Raw genomic sequence first — 16,931 nt, 5'->3', positions numbered from 1 at the left:
TCAACCCCGTTCGGAGAGGTCGGCGCTGATCTGGGCGAGCTGCGCGAGCCGGCGGTCCAGCGGCGGGTGGGTCGACATGACCGCCTCGATCGACTGACGATTGAGTGCCGGAGCGATGAAGAAGGCGTTCATGCTCTCCACCTCGCGCAGATCCTTGGTGGGGATCCGTGCCATGTCACCGGAGATCTTGGTCAGCGCGGAGGCCAGCTTCGACGGACGGCCGGTGAGGTACGCACCCGACCGGTCCGCACTCAGCTCCCGGTACCGCGAAAGCGCGCGAGTCAGCAGGAAGCTCACGAAATAGACGACCATGCTGACCAGGAAGACCACCAGGAAGGCCGGACCGCTGTTGCGGTTGCGACCTCCTCCGCCGAGGAACATGCCCCAGCGCGTCATGAAACCGGCCAGCAGGCCGAGGGACGAGGCGACGGTCATGACCGAGACATCGCGATTGGCCACGTGCGCCAGCTCGTGGGCCAGCACGCCTTCGAGCTCGTCGGCATCCAGACGATTCAGGATGCCCGTCGTCACACACACCGCCGAGTGATTGGGGGTGCGACCGGTGGCGAAGGCGTTCGGCACATCGGTCTGCGCGATCGCGACTCGCGGCTTGGGCATATCGGCCAGCGCGACCAGCCGGTCGATCATGGCGTGCAGTTCCGGTGCCTGCTGCGGGGACACCACCTTGGCCCCCATGGACTTCAGCGCCAGGGAGTCCGAGAAGAACCACTGACCCCATGCCATCCCCAGGACGATGAGGAGACCGAGGATCGCTGAGCCGGAGAAGTAGATGAGAACGACGCCGAAGGCGACGTATAGCGCGCCGAGGCCGAGGCCCACGCTGCCCATCCGCCAGGACAGTCCCCGGTCACGACGAAATCTGGTTCGGGCCATCGTCTCCCTTGCTTTCCTCGATCTGTGTCTCGGCCAGTGCGGCATCGATCTGTCGCCGCAGAGCCTCATCGGGATCCTCGCCGGCTCGGGCGATCACGCCCTCGCGGGCGAGCTCGTCGACGGCATCGGCATTGGCCTCCAGCTCCCGCGTGTGGCGTTCGGCCTCGTCCATCGCCTGTCCGATCTGGCTGGTGGCCGAGGCGATACCGGTGGTGGCGTCGTTGATCTCCGCCCGGGCGCTGGCCGCGGAATACCGTGCGGTCAGCGTGTCCTTGCGCATCCGGAAGTCCTCGATCTGGCGCTCCACCTTCTCGGCGGCTCGTTCGAGGGACTCCTCCTCATCCGCGAGCGAACGGTGCCGCTCGGCGAGCTCCTCGAGCGCCTTCTCGAGTACGACCTTGCGTCCGAGAGCTTCGCGGGCCGCGTCATCGTCACCGCGGTTGACCGCATCGCGAGCTTGCGCGTCGAAGGACTCGACCTGCTCACGCTGGCGCGCCATCTGCATCTCGACACGGCGACGGCTGGTGCGGACATCGGCCACGCCGCGTCGCACTGTGGTGAGCATCGCGAGCTGATCGCGATAGGTCTCATCGAGCTTGCCGCGCAGCCGGTCCGGATCCTCAACCTCGCGCGTGGCCGCACGCGACCGCCACCAGCGGCCGATCCGTGCGCCAATGCCGTCCCCTGCCATGGGCCAAGCCTAGGGCGTGCGGCCCAAGACCGGGTGTCGCCATCGCCGGCGCTGTCGGAGGTCTTGTCACGGCCCGGTAAGGTTTCGCGCGTGACCGACGACGCACCGCAGCCAGGCAAGGGCCGACCGACCCGTTCGCGTAAAGAGGCCGAGGCTGCCCGCAAGCAGGTCATGAAGCGTCCGTTGACCCGTCGCGAGCAGATGCGCCGCGAGCGGGAGCGCCGCTCGAAGCTGCGCGAGAAGCAGATCGCCGCCCTCGACGGACGCGGCGATGACGCCTATCTGCCGGCACGCGACCGTGGGCCCGTCCGCGCGCTCGTGCGCGATTACGTGGATCGGCGCCGCTCGGTCGCCGAGTACATGCTGCCGATCCTCGTCGTCATCCTGGTCCTCAGCTTCATCCAGAACCCGACGGCGGTCACGGTGGTCTTCTTCCTGTGGACGATCACGATCCTGTCGACGGTGCTCGACGAGATCTGGCTCGTCGTGGGGCTCAAGCGCGAGCTGAAGAAACGCTTCGAGCCCGGCCAGACGAAGGGCGCCACGACCTACGCGGTCCTGCGCAGCACCCAGCTGCGCCGCACCCGGCGCCCGCGCCCGGTCATCGAACGCGGCCAGCCGCTCGCCGACCGCTACTGAGACGCCCGGTCCCCGATCCACTCACCCCCTTGAGGGCGTTGAGCAGTCAACCACCGCCGGGGTGCGGTGAGTGGTCGACCATCGCGGTGGAGGGACAGTCATCCGCCTGGTTGATGCTGCACCGCGATCATGCACCCGCACGAATCGGTGCGTGGTGAACCACCCGTCGCATCGCGAGGTTGCTCGCTCACCGATGTCGAGCGGGGATAGAAAACGGTGATTCCTCAACCACCGAGCGGTCCCCGCGGCCCGGCGGTGACAAGTCCGGTGGGTGACCACTCACCGGGCTCGCGACCGCCTCGTCAGAATGCGGCCTCAGTCCGCGTGCAGGCTCATCGGGCCGTAGACCTCGGTGTCGCCCTCGTAGAGGCGAACCTGGTCGATGCCGCGGCCGAGCAGTTCCTCGAACTCCATCCCGATGAAGGTCTCGGCATCACTCCGCGACGGGAAATCGTGTGAGGTCCCGAGCTCCCCGCCGTCGGCGTTCTCGTACGTCCAGCGCCAGCTCATCGTCAGCTCTCCTTCACCTGGGTGGTCACGAATGGTGGCGTGACCACCGTGAACGATTGCGCGCGGCCTCGCACGTCGACGGTGACCGCGTCGCCCACCGCGACCGAACGATCGAGCAGGGCCAAGGCGATGCCCTCTCGTAACGTCGGGCTGAAGGTCCCGGAGGTCACCTCGCCCACCGACTCACCCTCCGGCGAAGACACACGCATCCCTGGACGGGGAATGGCGCGGCCCTCGGCCTTGAGGCCGCGGATCAGGCTCACGGTCTTCTCCGCTCGCTGACGTTCCAAGGCCTCCTTGCCCCAGAACGCGGGCTTGTCCCAGCCGATCGCCCAGCCGGCTCGCGCCATGACCGGGGTGATCTCCGGTGACAGCTCGTGGCCGTGCAGCGGATAGCCCATCTCGGTCCGCAGCGTGTCGCGCGCGCCGAGACCGCACGGCCGGATGCCCTGCGGCTCTCCCGCGGCGAGCACGGCGTCCCAGACATCGGCGGCGTGCTCGGAGTCGACGACGAGCTCGTAGCCGCGCTCGCCGGTGTAACCGGTGCGGCACACGGTCAGCTCGTGTCCGGCGATCGTGCCGGTGACGAAGGACATGTAGGGATGGCCGGCGGGCACGTCCAGGGATTCGAGGACGGCGGCGCTGGCGGGGCCCTGCAGGGCGAGCACGGCGTAACGGCGGTGCAGGTCGGCGACCTCGATGCCCTCGGGAGCGTCCTCGCGTAGCCGCCGGATGACCTCGGCAGTGTTGGCCGCATTCGGCATGAGGAAGACCTCGAAGTCGCTGCGCAGGTACACGATGAGGTCGTCGATGGTGCCACCGTCGTCGGCGCAGCACAGCGTGTACTGCGCCTGCCCGACCCCGATCTTCCCGAGATCATTGGTGAAGCAGCGGTTGACATACTCTGCTGCCCCGGCTCCCCGGACGATCGCTTTGCCCAGGTGGCTCACGTCGAACAAGCCGACGCCCTCGCGCACTGCGGTGTGCTCGGCGAGAACTCCTCCGCCGGCGTACTCCACCGGCATGTCCCAGCCACCGAACTCGGCGAACTTGGCACCGAGTGCCACGTGGCGGTCGTGCAATGGCGAGTGCAGCAGGTCCATGCGATCAACCTACCCGTGGATACAGTGGCGTCATGGTCTCGGTATCACTGCGTCCCACTGCCCCGTCCAGCGATGTCGTGCTCCGCGCGATCCGTGCCTCGGACCCCCTCGACGAGGATCTGGTCCCGTTCACGGCCCTGGGCTTCCGCCAGGAGGCGGGCCAGACGCTGGTCGTGCCGAGTCCAGCAGGGGTCAAGGCTCCCGTCACCGTCTTCGTCGCGATCGACGACGAGCCCTCGCTGGAGGACCTTCGCCGCGCCGTCGCCAAGGGTCTTCGAGCGGCGCCCGCCGCACGCCATATCGTCGTCGACTTCGGGGACCTCGCCGATGACCAGGTCGCCGCGCTCGCGGAGGGCGCGCTGCTGACCGCGTATCGGTTCGACGACTACAAGGGCGAGAAGGCTACCCAGAAGGCGGATGAGAAGCCGCGACTCGATGAGATCACGCTGGTCGCGTCTGACGCGAAGAAGGGCGATCTGAAGAAGGCCGTGGAGCGCGGTGTGGCGATCGCGGAGGCGGTCTGCCAGGCACGTGACTGGGTCAACACACCTCCTGGCGATCTGCGTCCGCCGGACTTCGCCGCTGCGATCGAGTCGACGGCCGCGAAGGGCGTCTCGGTGACGGTGTGGGATGAGAAGCGCCTCGCCAGGGAGAAGTGCGGCGGCATCCTGTCGGTGGGACGCGGTTCAGAGGCTCCCCCGCGGCTGGTGACACTCTCCTACTCGCCTTCCAAAGCCAAGACGCATCTGGCACTCGTCGGCAAGGGCATCACCTTCGACTCCGGCGGCCTGTCGATCAAGCCCGGCGCCAGCATGCAGACGATGAAGATGGACATGGGCGGTGCGGCCGCGGTCGTCGCCGCGGTGAACGCGATCGCGACCCTCGGGCTGCCGATCAGGGTCACCGGATATGCCTGCCTGGCCGAGAACATGCCGAGCGGTTCGGCGACCCGCCCTGGCGATGTCATCACGATGCGCAGCGGCAGCACAGTGGAGGTGCTCAACACCGATGCGGAGGGCCGCATGGTGCTCGGTGACGGTCTCGCGCTCGCGGCGGAGCAACAGCCCGACCATATCGTCGACGTCGCGACGCTCACGGGTGCGGCGATGACGGCGCTCGGCGCGAAGACCGCCGCGATACTCGGCAATGACGAGTACTTCGAGGAGCGGGTGTTCGCCGCCTCACAGGAGGCGGGCGAGGCGATGTGGCGTCTGCCGATCACCGAGGAGGTCACCTCTTCGCTGAAGTCCTCGAAGATCGCCGATCTGCGCCAGATCGGCACGAAGCCCCACGGCGGGACTCTGTTCGCGGCGGCCTTCCTGCGTGAGTTCACTGCCGACATCCCGTGGGCGCATCTGGATATCGCCGGTCCGGCGTTCAATGAGGGTGGCGCCGATGACTACATCCCGTGGGGTGGCACCGGCGTGGGCGTGCGCACGCTCGTGCAGGTGGCGACTCAGCTCGCGTGAGCGCGTACGACGATCGACTCGTCCGCGAGTTGGAGGAACGGCGGCTGCCCTCGGTGGCGGCCGCCGTGGTCGCCGGCGGGGAGGTCGCCTGGTGCGGTAGGGCCGGAACGCTCGACGGCTCCGACGGGGCCGCGAAGGTCACTCCTGATACGCAGTACCGCATCGGCTCGATCACCAAGACCTTCGTCGCGGTGGAGATCCTGCGGTTGCAGGAGGCGGGCCGGCTACGGATCGATCGGCGGGTCGGTGAGGTGCTCGACGATGTGGGCGGGCAGTCCTTCGCCGATGTCACGATCGCTCAGCTGCTCACGCACACCTCCGGGCTGCAGTCCGAGACGAACGGACCGTGGTGGGAACGTGTTCCCGGCTCTGACTGGGAGGAGCTCCGCGACAGCGATCTGCGCTTGGTCCTGATCCCGGGCACCCGCTTCCACTATTCGAACCCGGGGTACGCGCTGCTCGGGCGGATCTTGGAGGTGGCCCACGGGCGTCCGTGGTTCGAGGTGGTCCGCGATGGGCTGCTGATGCCGCTGGGCATGACGCGGACGACACTGCGGCCGACGGGTGAGTCCGCCGCGGGGATCGCGGTGCATCCGCGTGAGGATCTGCGACACGCGGAGCCGGAGTTCGATGCCGGGGCGATGGCTCCGGCCGGGCAGTTATGGGCGAGTATCGAGGATCTTGCCCGGTGGGCGGTGTTCGCGGCGGGGGACGGTGAGGGACTGGTGAGTCGTTCGACGATGGAGCTCATGCGGGTTCCGCTCGCCGTCGATGACCGGTTGGAGCTGGAGTGGGTCTCGGCACAGGGCCTCGGCTGGCGGATTTGGCATGACGGTCCGCGCCGCTATGTCGGACACGGCGGCTCGATGCCGGGCTTCCTCGCTTCGTTGAAGGTGGAGCCTGCGACGGGGCTCGGCGTCGTCGAGCTCACCAACACGACCTCGGGTCTCGGATCCCTCGGCGATGACCTGCTGACGATGGCTCGCGAGGAGTTGGCCATGCCGGCTGCGCCTGAGGCGCCGGCGCCGAGCGAGCAGGTGGCCGCCCTCGCGGGCACCTGGTACTGGGGTCCGGCGTCGTTCACGATCGAGCCAACCGGTGGCGAGAGCTTCACCTTGCACGCGCCGAATGGCGGACGTAGTTCTCGGTTCGTGCGCGACGGTGATCAGGACCGGTGGATCGGCGTGGACAGCTACTACGCCGGGGAGCATCTGGTGGTGCGCGAGGACGGCGCGCTCGATCTGGCGAGCTTCGTGTTCACCCGCGAGCCATACGACCCAGGGCACACGTACCCGGGCGACCTCGATCCAGCCGGCTGGCATTAAGTCGGCCCTCGCGGTCACGGACGGGACTATTCACCCCACCGCCCGAGTGGCCGCGGTCCCCCGGCGATCGGTGGACGGTCACGCACTTCAGCGCTCACGGTGCGGGATAGCTCACCGCTCGGACTGGCCGCTCTCGGCACCGCCGTCGAATGAGGATGTGTCTTCGCGGTTGTCATAGCCGCCACCAAGTCACGTCCTCCGTCGGCCAGCCCATGCCCCCGGAGCCGACTCAGTGCAGGCCGAGCGTGCGGGCGGCCTCTTCGACCTTGTCCCACTGGGTGCGGTCGCCGCCGCGGCGGTCCGGGTGCGCCGTAGTGCGTGCCCGCTTCCAGACCCGCTCGATCTCCTCGGCGGACGGCTCCTTGCCGAGCGGCTCAGCGCCGGCGATCGACTCCAGAACCATCAGCGCCTTGAACCGTTCCGGACTCAGGGATGCGCGCTGCGGTGACGGCGTGGTCGTGCGCTGCGCCGATGATCTCTGGTTGTAGTCGCGCATGCGCTGCGGATACCCGACCCGGTTCGCGTCGTAGAGCGGGATGCCCTGCTTGCGGGCGAAGTCCGAGGCGACCTTGGGCGAGGCGATGCGCTTGCGCGTCCACTCACCGTCGCTGGCGACCAGCAGCACGGTGGTCTGCGTGACCGAAGTGGCCGGTTCGACGAAGGCCTCGACCCCGCGTCGTGTCTCCGCGAACTCACGTAAAGCTGCGAGATCGGCGCGTGTCGCGTCGCGATCGGAGACCACACCACCGCCGTCGGTGCGCTTGCGTTTGGAGAACCAACCCACGTCCCTAGTGTGCCCGATGGTGACCAGACGGAAGTTACCGACGCGTCGGCGACCCCACTGGGCGCAGGGGTGTCCGAAGTGACAAGATGGACGCCAGACATCCGACGGGAGGGAAGCTGTGGCCGACGCCGAACCCGGCAGCCAGTTCGACATCGTCGTTCTCGGAGCGGGCAGCGGAGGCTATGCGTGTGCGCTGCGCGCCGCACAGCTGGGTCTGACCGTCGCCCTGGTGGAGAAGAAGAAGCTCGGCGGCACGTGCCTGCACGAGGGCTGCATCCCCACCAAGGCGCTCCTGCACGCGGCCGAGATCGCCGAGACCGCCCGCCATGCTGCCGATGTCGGCATCCAGGCCCGTTTCGACGGCGTCGACATGCCTGCGGTGAACCGCTACCGCCAGGGTGTCGTCGACCGTCTCCACAAGGGCCTCACCGGGCTCATCGGGTCCGCCACCGCGATCACGGTCATCGAGGGCGAGGGCCGCCTGGTCGACGCGCGCACGGTAGAAGTCGAGGGCTCGCGCTACACCGGCCGCAACATCGTCCTCGCCACCGGCTCAGTCCCCCGCACGCTCGGTGTCGAGATCGGCGGACGCGTCGTGACCAGCGAGCAGGCGCTGACCCTCGATGAGGTCCCGCAGCGCGTCGTCGTGATCGGCGGCAGTGTCATCGGCGTCGAGTTCGCCTCCGTCTGGAACTCGCTCGGTGCCGAGGTCACGATCGTCGAGGCCCTCGACCGTCTCGTCCCGCTGGAGGATCCGGTCCTCAGCAAAGGCCTCGAACGCGCCTTCCGCAAGCGCAAGATCGCCTTCCGCACGGGTGTCAAGTTCACCGGTGTCGACCAGGACGACACGTCCGCCCGAGTGAGTCTCGAGGACGGCACACAGCTCGATGCCGATCTGGTGCTCGTGGCCGTCGGCCGTGGCCCCAACTCCGCCGGCATGGGCTTCGAGGATGCCGGGGTCACCACCGACCGCGGGTGGATCCCCACCGATGAGCGTCTGCACACGAATCTGGATGGCGTCTATGCCGTCGGCGACCTCGTGCCCGGCCTACAGCTCGCGCACCGCGGCTTCGCCCACGGCATCTTCGTCGCCGAGGACATCGCCGGACTGAACCCCGCGCCCGTGGTGGATGCAGGCATCCCCCGTGTCACCTACTGCGAGCCCGAGCTGGCCTCGGTCGGTCTGACCGAGCAGCAGGCCCGCGACCAGTACGGCGAGGTCGAGACGGTCGAGTACAACCTCGGCGGCAACGGCAAGAGCCAGATCCTGCAGACCGCCGGCCTGGTCAAGCTGGTGCGCCAGCAGGACGGGCCGATCGTCGGCGTCCACATGATCGGTGCCCGGATGGGCGAGCAGGTCGGCGAAGCCTCTCTCGTGGTCAACTGGGAGGCCTATCCCGATGACGTCGCTCCGTTGATCCACGCCCATCCCACCCAGAACGAATCCCTCGGCGAGGCCGCATTGGCCCTCGCCGGCAAGCCGCTGCACTCACACGCCTGAATCGGACAGAGGAACCCATGGCAGAGAACGTCACCCTTCCCGCCCTCGGTGAGAGCGTCACCGAAGGCACCGTCACCCAGTGGCTCAAGCAGGTCGGCGACACCGTCGAGGTCGACGAGCCCCTGCTGGAGATCTCCACCGACAAGGTCGACACCGAGATCCCCTCACCGGTCGCCGGTGTGCTGCTGGAGATCAAGTTCGACGAGGACGACACCGTCGAGGTCGGCGAGGTCCTCGCCGTCATCGGCGAGGAGGGCGAGTCCGCTGGGGAGTCCGGCAGCGACGACTCCGCGTCGAGCGAGGCCGACGAGGAGCCTGAGGCTGAAGAGCCCGCCGAGGAGGAGTCCGAGGAGCCTGCCGCCGAGCCCGAGGAGTCCGCTCCGGCCCCTCAGGCCGAGAGCAAGCCCGCCGGTGGTTCCGGTGGTGAGGCCGTGACCCTGCCTGCGCTCGGTGAGAGCGTCACCGAAGGCACCGTCACCCAGTGGCTCAAGCAGGTCGGCGACACCGTCGAGGTCGACGAGCCCCTGCTGGAGATCTCCACCGACAAGGTCGACACCGAGATCCCGTCCCCCATCGCCGGCACCCTGCTGGAGATCAAGGTCGATGAGGACGAGACGGTCGAGGTCGGCGCCGAGCTCGCCGTCATCGGCTCGGGTGATGCCGCTCCGGCCGAGTCCTCCGAGCCCGCCGAGGAGCCGGAGCCTGAAGAGGAGCCCGAGGAGCAGCCGGACGAGAACCCGGAGCCCGAGGCCAAGCCGCAGGCGGAGCCCGAGCTCGAGGCGAAGCCCGAGGCCGAGGAGCCGAAGCCCGCTCAGGAGCAGCCGAAGGCCGAGGAGTCCTCCGGCTCGTCGTCGGGTGACGAGGGCTATGTGACCCCGATCGTCCGCAAGCTCGCCAAGCAGCACGGCGTCGACCTGACGTCGCTCACCGGCAGCGGCGTCGGCGGTCGTATTCGCAAGCAGGACGTGCTCGATGCGGCCAAGAAGGCCGAGCAGCCCGAGCCCGCCGCGGCGTCCTCGGCTCCGTCGAGCAGCGCACCGGCTCCGAGCACCGAGGTGTCGGCACTGCGTGGCAAGACCGAGAAGCTCTCGCGTCTGCGCAAGACGATCGCCAAGCGCCTCACCGAGTCGCTGGAGGTCTCGGCGCAGCTCACGCAGGTGCACGAGGTCGATGTCACCGAGGTCGTGCGACTGCGCAACCAGCACAAGGACGCCTTCGGTGAGCGTGAGGGCGTCAAGCTGACCTTCCTGCCGTTCTTCGCGAAGGCGGCGGTCGAGGCGCTCAAGCAGTACCCGCAGATCAACGCCTCGCTCGATCTCGAGGGCGGCACGATCACCTACCCGGCAGGCGAGCACCTCGGTATCGCGGTCGACACTGAGCGTGGTCTGATCGTCCCGGTCATCAAGGATGCCGGCGATCTGTCGATCGCGGGTCTGGCCCGTAAGATCGCCGATGTCGCCGATCGCACCCGCACCAACAAGATCGCTCCCGATGAGCTCAGCGGCGGTACCTTCTCGCTGACCAATCTGGGCAGCAACGGTGCGCTGTTCGACACGCCGATCATCAACCAGCCGCAGTCGGCGATCCTCGGCGTGGGAGCGATCGTCCGTCGTCCGGTGGTCATGACCGATGAGCACGGCAACGACAGCATCGCGGTCCGCAGCATGGCGTACCTGGCGCTGACCTACGACCACCGCATCATCGACGGCGCTGACGCCGGCCGCTTCCTGACCGCCGTCAAGCAGCGTCTGGAGAGCGCGGCGTTCGAAGGCGAACTAGGCTGACGCTCATGCGTATCGTCATCGGAGGGGCATCGGGTTTTCTCGGTGCCCCTCTGGTGTCTTCTCTGCGCGAGGCCGGACACGCTGTGACCCGTCTCGTCCGCGGTGACGACACCTCCGCTGATGCCTCCCGCTGGGATCCCGCCAATGGCGAGGTCGACACCGCCCTCATCGGCGATGCCGACGTGGTGGTGAACCTGTCGGGCGCGCCGATCTCGCAGTGGCCTCGCACCAAGGGACGCGAGGTGGAGATCCTGAACTCGCGGGTGGGTGCCACCGACACCTTGGCGCGGGCCATCGCGGACGCGCCCACTCCCCCGGCTTTCCTCTCCGGCTCGGGGATGTCCTGGTACGGCGTCGATCGTGGTGAGACCGTGTTGCCCGAGGGCTCGGGCTCGACCGGTGAGGGTTTCCTCGCGGAGGTATCACAGGCGTGGGAGGATGCTGCCGGGCCCGCACGCGATGCCGGTGCCCGGGTGGCGTTCCTGCGCACCTCGATCGTGTTAGACGACGCCGGTGGTGCGCTGAAGCTGATGAAGGTGCCGTTCTCGCTCGGTCTAGGCGCCCGCCTCGGGTCCGGTGAGCAGTACTTCTCGTGCATCAGCCGTCGCGACTGGGTCGAGGCGGTGCGCTTCCTGGCCGAGAACGAGGTGAGCGGCCCCGTGAACCTGGCGGCTCCGTCGCCCCCGACCAATGCCGAGTTCACCAAGGCTCTCGGCCGGGCATTGAATCGTCCGGCACCGTTCGTGGCTCCGGCTTTCGCGGTGCGGGCTGTGCTCGGCGGCCTCGCGGAGGACCTGCTCGGCTCGCTGCGTTTGGAACCCGAGACCCTGCTCCATGCCGGGTACGCCTTCCAGCACACCTCGATCGACGACATCCTCGACGCCGCCCTCGCCTGAGCCACCCCGGTGGGAGACGCGTTAGTGTCTTTTTCTTGCCGGGCGGTGAGTAGGCGTCCTTCCTGGCGTGAAAGAGGACGCTGAGGCACCGCTCACCTCGACGGAATGGACGCCTACTCACCGCCCAAGGGTGTGGAGACATCAGCCGGACCCGCCCACAAAGGGCCGCCTCTGGTTGATAGCTCACCACGATGTGTCGGGGCCGGAGTCCGGTGAGCAGCCAACCACGCCAGGCGATCGGACGTTGACTACTCGCCGATGTCACCCAGGACCCAAGTCCGGTGCATGGTCAACCACCAGCCGCCTGGGCGAACGGCCGCCGGTGAGCATTCCCGCACTTTCGGCCTCACAGTGCGTGATGGCACACCGCTCACCGCACCGAGGCGATGCGCCAGCGGCCGTGCTCGACGACCAGCCGCACCTCACGCTCCTGCCACGGCTCGCGGGGTAGTGCCTGTCGCTCTCCGCCCGGCAGCACCGCGACAGCCGGACCGAGCCGTTCGACGACGTCGAGGCGTCCATCGGCCTCCTCGCAGGATCGCCGTTCGACGCGTCCTCTCTCGACGCGCACGCCGCGACGCCGGTAGTCCTCGGCCGTCGCGATGTCGTCGGTGTGCACCCCCTGGACGTACTGTGCCTCGACCCCCTCGGGGTCGAGACTGGCGTAGGCCGCCGCGCGGTGCAGATCGAGTCCGTCGAGCACACGGCACGGATCGACCGCCCCCGAACGCGGCAGAAGCACGAGGATCGCGGCCAGAAGATCGTCCATGGGGCGATCGTGCCCCGAAAGCTACTCGCGGGTCGGGCGCTGTCCACAGCCTCGTCTGGGAGGGAGCGTAGGGTGGTCGTGTGAGTCTCCGGATCCTCGACTCGTGGTACGGCGAGCAGGCCATCGAGTACCTCGATGCCTGGGAGCTGCAACGCCGATTACACGCGCAACGGGTCGCCGACCAGATCGAGGACACCGCGCTCTTCCTGGAGCATCCCCCGGTCTATACGGCGGGCAAGCGCACCGAGCAGTTCGAGCGCCCACAAGACGGCACGCCGGTGGTCGATGTCGACCGCGGCGGCAAGATCACCTTCCACGGCCCCGGGCAGCTCGTCGGGTACCCGATCACCAAGCTGCCCTCACATGTGCTGGTGGTCGACTACGTGCGGCGCGTCGAGGAGGCACTCATCCGCGCTCTGGCGGAGTTCGGTCTCGCGACCGGGCGGGTGCCGGGCCGGTCCGGTGTGTGGCTGCCGGAGGCCCCCGGGCGCGGCGAGCGCAAGATCGCCGCGATCGGCATCCGTGTCTCGCGCGGCGTGACGATGCACGGGTTCAGCCTCAACTGCGATGTCGACCTCGACTGGTACGACCGCTTCATCCCGTGCGGCATCGCCGATGCCGGAGTCACCACCCTCAGCGCCGAGCTCGGCCGCGATGTGACCGTGCCGGAGGCTGCGCCGACGGTGGCTCATCATCTCGCCGAGCTGCTGACGTGGAAGCCCTACGACCCCTCCCCCGACATCGATCGCGTGGACCATCCGAGCCTCGCGATCGGAACCATCCAACCCCCGACACCCAGGTAGGTCTGGAAGAGATGACTATCGCACCCGACGGTCGCAAGATGCTGCGGCTCGAAGTCCGCAATGCACAGACGCCGATCGAGAAGAAGCCGCCGTGGATCAAGACCCGCGCGAAGATGGGCCCGGAGTACAACGAGCTCATGAACCTCGTGAAGGGCGAGGGGCTGCACACGGTGTGCCAGGAGGCCGGCTGCCCCAATATCTTCGAATGCTGGGAGGACCGCGAGGCCACTTTCCTCATCGGCGGCGAGCAGTGCACCCGGCGATGTGACTTCTGCCAGATCGACACCGGCAAGCCCTCGGCCCTCGATCGCGACGAGCCACGGCGGGTGGCCGAGAGCGTGCAGAAGATGCAGTTGCGGTACTCGACCATCACCGGTGTGGCCCGTGACGACCTGCCCGATGGCGGCGCGTGGCTGTACGCGGAGACGGTGCGCCAGATCCACGAGCTCAACCCCGATACGGGTGTGGAGAACCTGATCCCCGACTTCAACGGCATCCCCGAACTGCTGACCGAGGTCTTCGAGTCGCGGCCCGAGGTGCTGGCGCACAATGTCGAGACGGTGCCGCGCATCTTCAAGCGCATCCGTCCGGCCTTCCGCTACGAACGTTCACTCGATGTCATCACCCAGGCCCGCGACTTCGGTCTGGTGACCAAGTCGAATCTCATCCTCGGCATGGGTGAGACCCGCGAGGAGGTGTCCGAGGCGTTGCGCGATCTGCACGCTGCGGGCTGCGATCTCATCACGATCACGCAGTACCTGCGTCCGTCGCCGCGGCACCATCCGGTCGAGCGGTGGGTGAAGCCCGAGGAGTTCGTCGAGCTGTCCGCTGAGGCCACTGAGATCGGCTTCGCCGGTGTCATGTCCGGGCCGTTGGTGCGTTCCTCGTACCGTGCCGGGCGCCTGTACCAGCAGGCCGTAGAGGCGAGGGAACAGGCGCGCGCCTGAGCCTGTGCCGCTGACGTAGAATCGACCGTATGTCCAATCCCGCAGCCGTGCCCCAGGGCCGCATCGCGCAGATGCGGCAGGCCTATCGCAATACCAAGCAGACCGATCCTCGCCTCGGGTGGATCCTGCTGGCGATCTGGGTCGTGACTGCGGCGATCACGGCGACGCTGAGCACCCTGCTGGTCGGTACCGGTTGGTTCAGCATCATCCTGACGGTCTTCCTGTCGATCGCGGTGGCCTCGCTGGCCACGATCACGGTCTTCGGTCGGCGCGCGGAGAAGTCGATGTACCAGCAGGCCGAGGGCCAGCTGGGCGCCGGCGGGGCCGCGCTGACGATGCTGCGTCGTGGATGGACGGTCAAGCAGGCCGTCGGCTTCAACAAGCAGCAGGACGTGGTGCACCGGGTGATCGGCCGTCCGGGCGTGATCCTGGTCGGCGAGGGCAGCCCGGGCCGCACGAAGAACCTGCTGACGAGCGAGGCCAAGAAGCACGCGCGAATCGTCGGCGAGGACGTGCCGGTCACGATGCTCATGGTCGGCCGCGGCGAGGGCGAGGTGCCCCTGCCGAAGCTGGTCAAGACGGTGCGCAAGCTGCCCAAGAAGATCAAGGGGGCACAGCAGACCGAGGTGCTCTACAAGGTCAAGGCGCTGGACTCGATGCGCCCGGCCGCTCCCATGCCGCGTGGCCCGATGCCCACGAGCATGAAGGGCGCCCGCAAGATGATGCGCGGCTGACCCCACCCGGCATATCTCCGTTCTACTTCCCGACGCGGATGACTTTGCTGCCGACGGCGAGGTCGTGAAGGCCGCGTCCGTCGCGCTGGATGATCGCGGGGATGACGAGGCTGAGCAGTGCGGTACGCACGAGTCCCCGCCACCAGCCGATGGGGCGGCCGTTGACGTCGACGACCGCGAGGCGCACGAGGCGTTTGCCGAGCGAGACGCCGAGGAAGCCGATCGTCAGTCCGGTGATGACGATGAAGACTCCTTGGACGATGAAGCTCTCCCCCGGTGTCTGCGGCGGGAAACCGGTGCCGAAGGCAGCCCAGGCGAAGGCCATCGCGAGGGTCCAGTCGATGACGAGAGCGAGAAGGCGGCGGCCGGGCGACGCGTCGTACAGGTCGGATGAGGGCTCGTTCGGCACGTCGCGAGCCTACCGTTCGCTCCCCCGTTGCTCGTTTCGCGATCGGCGACTGAGCCTCGATCTTTGTAACATCGATGAAACAAACCAGTGATGGTGGAGTAATCACGCCCGCCTAGGCTCACTGGTGACGCCGATGAAGCGTCGCTGTCGATGTATCACAATGACCCGCCCCCGGCGGTCGAGGAGGCCCAGATGTTCGGCAATGCCGACGAGCTGTTCAGATTCATCAAGGACGAGGGTGTCGAGTTCGTCGACGTCCGGTTCACCGACCTGCCGGGCATCCAGCAGCACTTCACCGTGCCGGTCTCCTCGTTCGACGAGGGCATCCTCGACAGCGGCCTGGCCTTCGACGGCTCCTCGGTGCGCGGCTTCCAGAGCATCGACCAGTCCGATATGGCACTGTTCCCCGACGTCAAGACGGCGTATGTGGATCCTTTCCGGGCCCGCAAGACGCTGGTCATGGACTTCTTCGTGCACGACCCGATCACCGGTGAGGCGTACTCGCGCGATCCGCGCAATATCGCTCGCAAGGCCGAGGCGTATCTGAAGACCACTGGCATCGGCGATACCGCGTTTTTCGCGCCCGAGGCCGAGTTCTACATCTTCGACCGGGTCAGCTTCGGCACGAGCGCGAACCGCTCGTACTACGAGATCCAGTCGGCGGCCGGCGCATGGTCGACCGGTGACGACATCGTCGACAACCGCGGCTACAAGGTGCGCTACAAGGGCGGTTACTTCCCCGTCGCGCCGACCGACCACTTCACGGAACTGCGCGACGACATGATGGCCAATCTGGAGACGGTCGGCCTCACGGTCGAGCGCGGCCACCACGAGGTCGGCACCGCCGGCCAGGCCGAGATCAACTACAACTTCGACACGCTGCTGAAGTCGGCGGACGATGTCATGAAGTTCAAGTACATCATCCGCAACACGGCATGGGCCGCGGACAAGACCGTGACCTTCATGCCGAAGCCGATCTTCGGCGATAACGGTTCGGGCATGCACTGTCACCAGTCGATCTGGAACAACGGCGAGCCGCTGTTCTACGACGAGGCCGGCTACGGCGGACTCTCGGATCTGGCACGTCACTACGTGGGTGGCATCCTGAAGCACGCCCCGAGCCTGCTGGCGTTCACGAACCCGACGGTGAACTCCTACCACCGCCTGGTGCCGGGCTACGAGGCCCCGATCGCGCTCGTGTACTCGGCGCGTAACCGTTCGGCCTGTGTGCGCGTGCCGATCACGGGTAACAACCCGAAGGCCAAGCGCATCGAGTTCCGCTGCCCCGACCCGTCGGCCAACCCGTACCTGGCGTTCTCGGCGCTGCTGCTGGCCGGCCTCGACGGCATCAAGAACAAGATCGAGCCGCCCGCGCCGGTCGACAAGAACATCTACGAGCTCCCGCCGGAGGAGTACGCGGAGATCGACCACGTGCCCACCTCGCTCAACGCGGTCCTCGACTCCCTTGAGGCCGACCACGAGTTCCTCACCGCCGGTGACGTCTTCACGCCCGACCTGATCGAGACGTGGATCGACTACAAGCGCACCGAGGAGATCATGCCCGTGCAGCTTCGCCCCCACCCGCACGAGTTCGAGCTCTACTACGACATCTGATCCGAACAGCGAAGCGCCCCCAGTCCGACCGGCTGGGGGCGCTTCCTCGTCCGGGTCGG

The 16,931-nt window shown here is 67.7% G+C and carries 17 protein-coding genes; 10 read left to right on the top strand and 7 right to left on the bottom strand.

What is annotated here, in order from left to right; translation table 11 throughout:
- Positions 1–894 (bottom strand): zinc metalloprotease HtpX, encoded by an 894-nt coding sequence (htpX, locus tag BHE97_RS10530; protein WP_087623989.1) that lies wholly within the window; start codon positions 892–894, stop codon positions 1–3.
- Entirely contained in the window at positions 869–1,585 is a 717-nt protein-coding gene (locus BHE97_RS10525; protein ID WP_087623988.1) for a PspA/IM30 family protein, read from the bottom strand. The genes htpX and BHE97_RS10525 overlap by 26 nt, the downstream gene beginning before the upstream one ends.
- Before the next feature lie 90 nt (positions 1,586–1,675).
- On the opposite strand from BHE97_RS10525, the gene BHE97_RS20120 reads away from it, so the two are divergent.
- Positions 1,676–2,224 (top strand): DUF3043 domain-containing protein, encoded by a 549-nt coding sequence (locus tag BHE97_RS20120; protein ID WP_170931363.1) that lies wholly within the window; start codon positions 1,676–1,678, stop codon positions 2,222–2,224.
- Between the two features lie 315 nt (positions 2,225–2,539).
- Here BHE97_RS20120 and BHE97_RS10515 read toward each other — a convergent pair whose 3' ends face one another.
- Positions 2,540–2,734: a hypothetical protein gene (locus BHE97_RS10515; RefSeq protein ID WP_087623987.1), complete on the bottom strand. Its 195-nt coding sequence runs from the start codon at positions 2,732–2,734 to the stop codon at positions 2,540–2,542.
- A gap of 2 nt (positions 2,735–2,736) precedes the next feature.
- Entirely contained in the window at positions 2,737–3,837 is a 1,101-nt protein-coding gene (gcvT, locus tag BHE97_RS10510) for a glycine cleavage system aminomethyltransferase GcvT (RefSeq protein ID WP_087623986.1), read from the bottom strand.
- Positions 3,838–3,869: 32 nt separating this feature from the next.
- Between gcvT and BHE97_RS10505 the strand changes: the two genes are divergently transcribed.
- Together BHE97_RS10505 and BHE97_RS10500 are read left to right on the top strand one after the other, a co-directional pair.
- Complete coding sequence (locus BHE97_RS10505) at positions 3,870–5,306, top strand: leucyl aminopeptidase (RefSeq protein ID WP_087623985.1); 1,437 nt, start codon at positions 3,870–3,872, stop codon at positions 5,304–5,306.
- Positions 5,303–6,631 carry a serine hydrolase domain-containing protein gene (locus BHE97_RS10500; protein ID WP_087623984.1) on the top strand — a complete coding sequence of 443 codons (1,329 nt, stop codon included), beginning with the start codon at positions 5,303–5,305 and terminating at the stop codon, positions 6,629–6,631. The genes BHE97_RS10505 and BHE97_RS10500 overlap by 4 nt, the downstream gene beginning before the upstream one ends.
- Before the next feature lie 229 nt (positions 6,632–6,860).
- Here BHE97_RS10500 and BHE97_RS20400 read toward each other — a convergent pair whose 3' ends face one another.
- Entirely contained in the window at positions 6,861–7,415 is a 555-nt protein-coding gene (locus BHE97_RS20400; protein ID WP_201791407.1) for a hypothetical protein, read from the bottom strand.
- 118 nt (positions 7,416–7,533) lie between these two features.
- Between BHE97_RS20400 and lpdA the strand changes: the two genes are divergently transcribed.
- Genes lpdA through BHE97_RS10480 form a run of 3 tightly spaced genes read left to right on the top strand, consistent with a single transcriptional unit; the run spans position 7,534 to position 11,596 of the window.
- Entirely contained in the window at positions 7,534–8,916 is a 1,383-nt protein-coding gene (lpdA, locus tag BHE97_RS10490; RefSeq protein WP_087623983.1) for a dihydrolipoyl dehydrogenase, read from the top strand.
- A 17-nt stretch (positions 8,917–8,933) separates the two neighbouring features.
- Positions 8,934–10,700, top strand: a complete 1,767-nt coding sequence (gene sucB, locus BHE97_RS10485; RefSeq protein ID WP_087623982.1) for a 2-oxoglutarate dehydrogenase, E2 component, dihydrolipoamide succinyltransferase — start codon at positions 8,934–8,936, stop codon at positions 10,698–10,700.
- Between the two features lie 5 nt (positions 10,701–10,705).
- The gene (locus BHE97_RS10480) at positions 10,706–11,596 is read left to right on the top strand and encodes a TIGR01777 family oxidoreductase (RefSeq protein WP_087623981.1); all 891 of its coding nucleotides are present in this window, start codon (positions 10,706–10,708) and stop codon (positions 11,594–11,596) included.
- Between the two features lie 370 nt (positions 11,597–11,966).
- On the opposite strand, the gene BHE97_RS10475 is transcribed toward BHE97_RS10480, so the two are convergent.
- The gene (locus tag BHE97_RS10475; protein WP_087623980.1) at positions 11,967–12,365 is read right to left on the bottom strand and encodes a hypothetical protein; all 399 of its coding nucleotides are present in this window, start codon (positions 12,363–12,365) and stop codon (positions 11,967–11,969) included.
- An 80-nt stretch (positions 12,366–12,445) separates the two neighbouring features.
- Here BHE97_RS10475 and lipB point away from each other — a divergent pair, with 80 nt between their 5' ends.
- From lipB to BHE97_RS10460, 3 genes are read left to right on the top strand one after another with little or no spacing between them, the layout of a single operon-like run.
- On the top strand, positions 12,446–13,168 hold the full coding sequence (gene lipB, locus BHE97_RS10470; RefSeq protein WP_087623979.1) for a lipoyl(octanoyl) transferase LipB: 723 nt from the start codon (positions 12,446–12,448) through the stop codon (positions 13,166–13,168).
- Between the two features lie 11 nt (positions 13,169–13,179).
- A complete protein-coding gene (gene lipA, locus BHE97_RS10465) occupies positions 13,180–14,115 on the top strand; it encodes a lipoyl synthase (RefSeq protein WP_087623978.1) in 936 nt (311 codons plus the stop codon).
- A gap of 29 nt (positions 14,116–14,144) precedes the next feature.
- Positions 14,145–14,849: a DUF4191 domain-containing protein gene (locus BHE97_RS10460; RefSeq protein WP_087623977.1), complete on the top strand. Its 705-nt coding sequence runs from the start codon at positions 14,145–14,147 to the stop codon at positions 14,847–14,849.
- 22 nt (positions 14,850–14,871) lie between these two features.
- Here BHE97_RS10460 and BHE97_RS10455 read toward each other — a convergent pair whose 3' ends face one another.
- Positions 14,872–15,258 carry an RDD family protein gene (locus tag BHE97_RS10455; protein ID WP_087623976.1) on the bottom strand — a complete coding sequence of 129 codons (387 nt, stop codon included), beginning with the start codon at positions 15,256–15,258 and terminating at the stop codon, positions 14,872–14,874.
- 192 nt (positions 15,259–15,450) lie between these two features.
- Between BHE97_RS10455 and glnA the strand changes: the two genes are divergently transcribed.
- Positions 15,451–16,872 carry a type I glutamate--ammonia ligase gene (gene glnA, locus BHE97_RS10450; RefSeq protein ID WP_087624040.1) on the top strand — a complete coding sequence of 474 codons (1,422 nt, stop codon included), beginning with the start codon at positions 15,451–15,453 and terminating at the stop codon, positions 16,870–16,872.
- The last annotated feature ends 59 nt before the right edge of the window (positions 16,873–16,931 follow it).

Source organism: Aeromicrobium sp. PE09-221 (assembly GCF_002174305.1).
Taxonomy (GTDB): Bacteria; Actinomycetota; Actinomycetes; order Propionibacteriales; family Nocardioidaceae; genus Aeromicrobium.
Note: the sequence above shows the minus strand (reverse complement) of the source record. Positions and strands in the feature narration are given on the sequence as shown.

What these genes read in the sequence shown, in the direction of transcription:
- BHE97_RS10515 (WP_087623987.1), bottom strand. Translation starts at nt 2,734, where the DNA reads ATGAGCTGGCGCTGGACGTACGAGAACGCCGACGGCGGGGAGCTCGGG.
- BHE97_RS10505 (WP_087623985.1), top strand. Translation starts at nt 3,870, where the DNA reads ATGGTCTCGGTATCACTGCGTCCCACTGCCCCGTCCAGCGATGTCGTG.
- htpX (WP_087623989.1), bottom strand. Translation starts at nt 894, where the DNA reads ATGGCCCGAACCAGATTTCGTCGTGACCGGGGACTGTCCTGGCGGATG.
- BHE97_RS10525 (WP_087623988.1), bottom strand. Translation starts at nt 1,585, where the DNA reads ATGGCAGGGGACGGCATTGGCGCACGGATCGGCCGCTGGTGGCGGTCG.
- gcvT (WP_087623986.1), bottom strand. Translation starts at nt 3,837, where the DNA reads ATGGACCTGCTGCACTCGCCATTGCACGACCGCCACGTGGCACTCGGT.
- glnA (WP_087624040.1), top strand. Translation starts at nt 15,451, where the DNA reads ATGTTCGGCAATGCCGACGAGCTGTTCAGATTCATCAAGGACGAGGGT.
- BHE97_RS10460 (WP_087623977.1), top strand. Translation starts at nt 14,145, where the DNA reads ATGTCCAATCCCGCAGCCGTGCCCCAGGGCCGCATCGCGCAGATGCGG.
- BHE97_RS10475 (WP_087623980.1), bottom strand. Translation starts at nt 12,365, where the DNA reads ATGGACGATCTTCTGGCCGCGATCCTCGTGCTTCTGCCGCGTTCGGGG.
- lipA (WP_087623978.1), top strand. Translation starts at nt 13,180, where the DNA reads ATGACTATCGCACCCGACGGTCGCAAGATGCTGCGGCTCGAAGTCCGC.
- BHE97_RS10480 (WP_087623981.1), top strand. Translation starts at nt 10,706, where the DNA reads ATGCGTATCGTCATCGGAGGGGCATCGGGTTTTCTCGGTGCCCCTCTG.
- sucB (WP_087623982.1), top strand. Translation starts at nt 8,934, where the DNA reads ATGGCAGAGAACGTCACCCTTCCCGCCCTCGGTGAGAGCGTCACCGAA.